Source organism: Cupriavidus sp. FW305-26, from assembly GCF_058787975.1.
The window spans coordinates 67,058-72,156 of sequence record NZ_JBYTAH010000035.1 but is presented as its reverse complement, the minus strand read 5'-3'; the positions used below and the strand labels follow the sequence as shown (position 1 = coordinate 72,156).

General features: G+C 66.7%; 6 protein-coding genes. 2 read left to right on the top strand and 4 right to left on the bottom strand.

Annotated features, from left to right (window positions below; genetic code table 11):
- Window positions 1-1,076, bottom strand: a 1,076-nt coding sequence (locus tag AC3WQZ_RS19455; protein WP_492301087.1) for a branched-chain amino acid ABC transporter substrate-binding protein, incomplete at its 3' end; no start/stop codon positions are given.
- A 416-nt stretch (window positions 1,077-1,492) separates the two neighbouring features.
- Between AC3WQZ_RS19455 and AC3WQZ_RS19450 the strand changes: the two genes are divergently transcribed.
- Together AC3WQZ_RS19450 and AC3WQZ_RS19445 are read left to right on the top strand one after the other, a co-directional pair.
- A complete protein-coding gene (locus tag AC3WQZ_RS19450; RefSeq protein ID WP_058696551.1) occupies window positions 1,493-1,744 on the top strand; it encodes an antitoxin in 252 nt (83 codons plus the stop codon).
- On the top strand, window positions 1,741-2,151 hold the full coding sequence (locus AC3WQZ_RS19445) for a type II toxin-antitoxin system VapC family toxin (protein WP_058696550.1): 411 nt from the start codon (window positions 1,741-1,743) through the stop codon (window positions 2,149-2,151). Before AC3WQZ_RS19450 ends, AC3WQZ_RS19445 begins: the two co-directional genes overlap by 4 nt.
- Before the next feature lie 80 nt (window positions 2,152-2,231).
- On the opposite strand, the gene AC3WQZ_RS19440 is transcribed toward AC3WQZ_RS19445, so the two are convergent.
- The 3 genes from AC3WQZ_RS19440 to AC3WQZ_RS19430 all read right to left on the bottom strand — a co-directional run.
- On the bottom strand, window positions 2,232-3,179 hold the full coding sequence (locus AC3WQZ_RS19440) for a tripartite tricarboxylate transporter substrate binding protein (protein WP_051398610.1): 948 nt from the start codon (window positions 3,177-3,179) through the stop codon (window positions 2,232-2,234).
- A gap of 53 nt (window positions 3,180-3,232) precedes the next feature.
- Window positions 3,233-4,243 carry an NADPH:quinone oxidoreductase family protein gene (locus AC3WQZ_RS19435; protein WP_058696549.1) on the bottom strand — a complete coding sequence of 337 codons (1,011 nt, stop codon included), beginning with the start codon at window positions 4,241-4,243 and terminating at the stop codon, window positions 3,233-3,235.
- On the bottom strand, window positions 4,240-5,099 hold an 860-nt coding region (locus tag AC3WQZ_RS19430; RefSeq protein ID WP_492301086.1), incomplete at its 5' end, for a CaiB/BaiF CoA transferase family protein. The genes AC3WQZ_RS19430 and AC3WQZ_RS19435, both read right to left, overlap by 4 nt.

Below are 5,099 nucleotides of genomic sequence, written 5' to 3'. Positions count from 1 at the left end.
ACGTTCTGGCCGTGGTCGTCGAAGGTGACCTTGCCGATGATGGTGTTCACGTCCCTGGTGCCGTTCAGCACATCACGTACCTTCTTGCGGTCCGGGCCCACCTTTTCCACGGCGTCGATGATCAGGTTGGCCGCGGCAAACGCAAACGGGCCGTACGCTTCCGGCGGTTCACCGTATTTCTGCTGCGTGTAGCGTTCCATGAAGAACTGGCCGCCCGCCAGCTTCTCTACCGGCGCGCCTTCGATGAACGCCAGCGAACCCTCCGACAGCGATTTGCCCACGCCTTCGATATAGGCATCGGACTTGATGCCCGACGTGCCCTCGAACTGGGCCTTGATGCCGAGCTTGTCCATCTGCGTGCGGATGCGCACGCCCAGCGGCGTGAGGCCGCCGAAATACACCACGTCGGGCTTCAGTTCGCGGATCTTGGTCAGCTCCGTGGTGAAATCTTGCTGATCGGCTGTCACGCCGAACGTGCCGACGATGGTGCCGCCGTCCTTCTTCAGGAACTCGCTGAAATACTTGTTGTGGCCCTTGCCGTAGTCGGTGGTGTCATGGATGATCGCCCACTTCTTGTAGCCCAGCCCGGTCATGAATTTGGCCGCCACTTCGCTCTGGTTGATCATCGTGCCGTTGACGCGATGGATCTCCTTGAACTTGTTGCCATAAGTGACCTCGGGTAGCACGGCGCCCCACACCACGGCGGGCATGCCGAAGCGGCTGTAGACGCCCACTGTGCCCATGGCCACGGCAGAGCAGAAGTGCGTCACGCCGGCAACGATGGACTTGTCCGCCGCGATCTTGGTCGCCACCTGCACGCCGACGTTCGGCCGGCACTCGTCGTCCTGCACCACCAGTTCATAGGTGTACCTGGCCTTCGGGTCCGCATTGCGCAAGCGCACGGCCAGGTCCGCGGAATTGCGTCCGCCCAGGCCGATCGACGACACGCCACCGGTCAGCGGACCGACAAAGGCAATCTTGACGACATCCTTGGCCTGCGCCGGTGCTGCCGTCAGGACCATTCCGGTCGCTGCGGCTGCGATGGCGGCGGCTACTGCAGTGTGTTTCTTGCGCACTCTCTTCCCCCTGGGTTGCATGGACAATTGGACGGACCGCTGCGCGGCGTCACCGACCCGAACCGATGCAAGGCGCGTGTGGACGCCCGGGAAAGCTCTTGGAAAGCTGCCTGCACCATATTCAAGTCACTTGAATACTATGCAACAGACATGCCAACGTTCAACGAGCGAAAACCCGTAGCTTTGAATGGGCGCTGGGGAAATGAGGGGGAGCCCGTGCTCAATCCGGGCGCATGGGTGCACGGTTGCGGTGCGCCGCAGAGCAAAACAAGGGAAGAAGCATTGCTGGGACGTAGGTGTTGCTTAGCGCATTTTCGTCCCGTCTCGTTAGACATCCCACAGATACAGCTGGTGGTAGCTATCTTGATATCCATCGCATGACGGTATATCTTTTGGTATCTATCAAAGGAAATATCGTGAGCACCACTGCCAAGATCTTCACCACCGGCCGCAGCCAGGCGGTACGGCTGCCGCAGGAATTCCGCTTCGCCGAGCGCGAGGTATATATTCGCCGTGACCCGTCCACCGGTGACGTGATCCTGTCGCGCCGGCCGGAGAGTTGGGACGGCTTTTTGGCTGCCATCAAGGACAGCGCCGTGCCGGAAGACTTTCTGGCCGACCGCGCGCAGGGCGAGCAAGCCAGGGATCCGCTGGCGGGTCTCGAATGACGCGCTACATGCTCGACACCAATATCGTGAGCCATCTGTTGCGGGCACATCCGGCAGTCGTGGCACGCGTGACGGCAGCGCCGATGGTGGCGCTGTGCCTGTCAGCCATCACCGGTGCGGAACTGATGTACGGGCTGGCCAAGCGCCCCGGCGCAGCGCGCCTCGCGCGCGCGGTCGACGAGCTGCTGCGCAGGGTCGAGGTATTGCCCTGGGCCCCTTCAGTGATGGCCGGCTATGGTGAAACCCGCGCTGCGCTGGAATCCCAAGGACAGCCGGTGGGGGCACTGAACCTGCTGATCGCCGCGCACGCGCTGGAGACTGGCGCGGTGCTGGTGACCAATGACCAGGCATTCCGGCGCGTCCCTGGCCTGGTGGTGGAGGACTGGACGGTTCCGACCGGAAATTGATCGCAGCAATCTGAAAGATTGGCCAACTGCGCGTCTGGCCGACACCCGGCATCGGCCAGTCCTGCGGCAACCGCCGTGCGCTACTGGTCTGCCTTGGCCCCCGAGCGCCGCACGATTTCCGCCCATTTTTTGCCTTCGGAAGCGTTGTAGCGGGCAAAGTCGCCAGGTGAGGAGCCGACCGGCTCGGCGCCCATGTCGGCATATTGCTGGCGCACATCGGGCCGCTTCAGCGCGCCGGCCGCATGCGCGGCCAGCTTTTCCACGACCGGGGCCGGCGTGCCGCGCGGCGCCCACAGCCCATACCAGGTGCTGATGTCGAAGCCGGGCAGGCCGGACTCGGCGACGGTGGGCACGTTTGGCAGCGCGCTCGCGCGCCGCGCGGTGGTCACGGCAACGGCACGCAGCTTGCCGGACTTGATGAAGGGCATCGCCGACGGCATGGAATCAAACATCAGCTGGATCTGGCCGCCCATCAGGTCCGTCAGCGCCGGCGCGCTGCCCTTGTACGGCACATGCTGCATCGGCACCTTTGCCGCCAGCTTGAACGATTCGCCGGCCAGGTGCTGGGCCGAGGCATTGCCCGCCGAGCCGAAGTTGAGCGCACCGCCCTGGCTATTTGCGTAGGCGATCAGGTCCTGCACTGTCTTCACCGGCGAGGCGTTGTTGACCACCAGCACCAGCGGCACGTCGGCCAGCTGCGTGATCGGCACGAAGTCCTTGAAGGAGTCATAGCGCATCTTCGGCTGAATGCTGGGGTTGATCACATGCAGCGAGGCATTGGCCAGGATGGTGTAGCCGTCGGCGGGAGCGCGCGCCACGGCTTCGGCGCCGATCATGCCGCTGGCGCCGGGTTTGTTGTCGACCACCACGCTCTGGCCCAGGCTCTCGCCCATCTTGACCGCGACCACGCGCGCGAGCAGGTCGGTGGGCCCGCCGGCGGGGTAGGGCAGCACCATGCGCACGGGATGCTGCGGGAAGTCCTGCGCGACGGCGGCAGCCGGCAGCGCGGCCGCGGCTGCCGCCAGCATCAGTGCCGCGCGCAGCCGCGGCCAAGCCGGAAGTCGTTTCTGGTATCGGTTGTTCACGTCTCTGTCTCCTTGATTTTTATGGCTACCTTGCCCACCACCTGGCGGGATTCCAGCGCGGCCAGGGCGTCGTCCAGGCCGGTGATCGGATAGACCGCGGATACGGTCGGCTCCAGCTTGCCCCGCGCGGCCCAATCGAACAGCGTCGCCATGACCTCCTGCAGCGCCGTTGCATGCTCGGCCCGCTCGTTGGCGGGCGTCCAGCCGATGTAGCGGCCAAAGAAGAACCCGTGCAGCGTGAGGTTCTTGACCAGCAGCAGGTTGACCGGGGCCTGCGGGATGGTGCCGCTGGCAAAGCCGATGCTGAGGATGCGCGCGTTCGCCGCCGCCGCACGCAGGGCCTGGTTGAACAGGTCGCCGCCGACCGGGTCCACCACTACGTCCGCGCCACGGCCGTGCGTCAGCGCCTTGACCGATGCCGCCAGGTCCGCCGGGGCCAGCGCGTGCGTGGCGCCGCGCCGCAGCGCGTCGGCACGCTTGGCCTCGGTGCTGGCGCAGGCGATGACGGTGGCGCCGAACTGGCGCGCAATTTCCACGGCAGCCAGGCCGACACCGGCCCCGGCGCCAAGCACCAGCACCGTGTCATTCGGGCGCAGCGCGCAGCGCCACACCAGCCCGCAATACGCCGTGCCATAGGAAATCGGGATCGGCAGCGCGGCCTTTGACGGCAGCGCATCCGGGACGCGGTAGACGGTGTACTCGGGCACGGTGACCTGCTCGGCAAAGCAGCCCCAGTCCGCGATCGCCACCACCCGGTCGCCGGGACGCAGCCGCGTGCACGCGTCACCGCAGGCCACCACGCGGCCGACCGCTTCGGTACCGGGCACGAAGGGCAACGGGGGCCGGCGCTGGTACTGGCCGGCGATCATCAGGCCGGTGGCGTGGCTGACGCTGGCGTACTCGACGGCAATCGTGACCGCATGCGGGTCGGCCAGCACCGGTTCCGGGATGGCCTGCAGCGCCACGTCCTGCACGCCGCCGAACTGCTTGCAGACAAGCGCCTTCATTGCACACCTGCCTTGGCCGCGGGGGCCGTCGCCTGTCGCACCACACCCTGCTGCAGCCATGCGTCGATGGCCTGCTGGCCGAAGCCGGCCTCGCGCAGGACCTGCACGGTATGTTCGCCGTTGGCCGGCGCCGGGCCGGCATCCCGGCGCATGTCGCGCGCCGGGATGCCGGCGAAGGGCAGCGGTCCGAGCCCCGGCTGCGCGATCGTCTGGAAGGTCTGCCGGTGTGCCGCCTGCGGGTGCGCCAGCACGTCGTCATAGCTGCGCACCGGGGCATGCAGCACGTCGTGCCGGCTGAGGATGTCTTGCCATTGCGCGGTCGTGCGCGTGGCGATCTGCTCGGCCACCTGCTGGTTCAGCAGCGCGGCGTGGGCCATGCGCGCGGCATTGTCGGCAAAGCGCGGGTCTTCCAGCCAGCCGGTGCGGTCCAGCGCATGGCATAGCTTGGCGAACTGCGCGTTGTTCAGCGCCAGCAGCGTCACGCTGCCGTCGCTGCTGGCATAGACGCCATTGGGCGCGCTCACCGGGCCGGCGGCCGTCGGACCACCGATGGCATGCTCGAGCAGGTTGTTGGCCTGCAGCGCACAGCAGGCATCGAACAGGTTCAGCTCGACATGGCCGCCGAGCCCGCTGCGAAAACGCCGGCACAGCGCCGCGGCGCAGGCCTGGGCGGCATAGAGGCCGGTGGCGGCGTCGGCGAGCAGCATGCCGATGCGGCGCGCGCCACCGTCGGCGCCACGGTTGGCGAACATCAGCCCGGAGTCGGCCTGCATCACCGAGTCCGAAGCCGGATAGTCGGCATAGGGACCATCCGGGCCATAGCCGCTGATCGACACATAGACCAGCGGGGGGCGCG

Coding starts and splice junctions, on each gene's coding strand:
- AC3WQZ_RS19445 (WP_058696550.1), top strand. CDS start 1,741: ATGACGCGCTACATGCTCGACACCAATATCGTGAGCCATCTGTTGCGG.
- AC3WQZ_RS19440 (WP_051398610.1), bottom strand. CDS start 3,179: ATGCTGGCGGCAGCCGCGGCCGCGCTGCCGGCTGCCGCCGTCGCGCAG.
- AC3WQZ_RS19435 (WP_058696549.1), bottom strand. CDS start 4,243: ATGAAGGCGCTTGTCTGCAAGCAGTTCGGCGGCGTGCAGGACGTGGCG.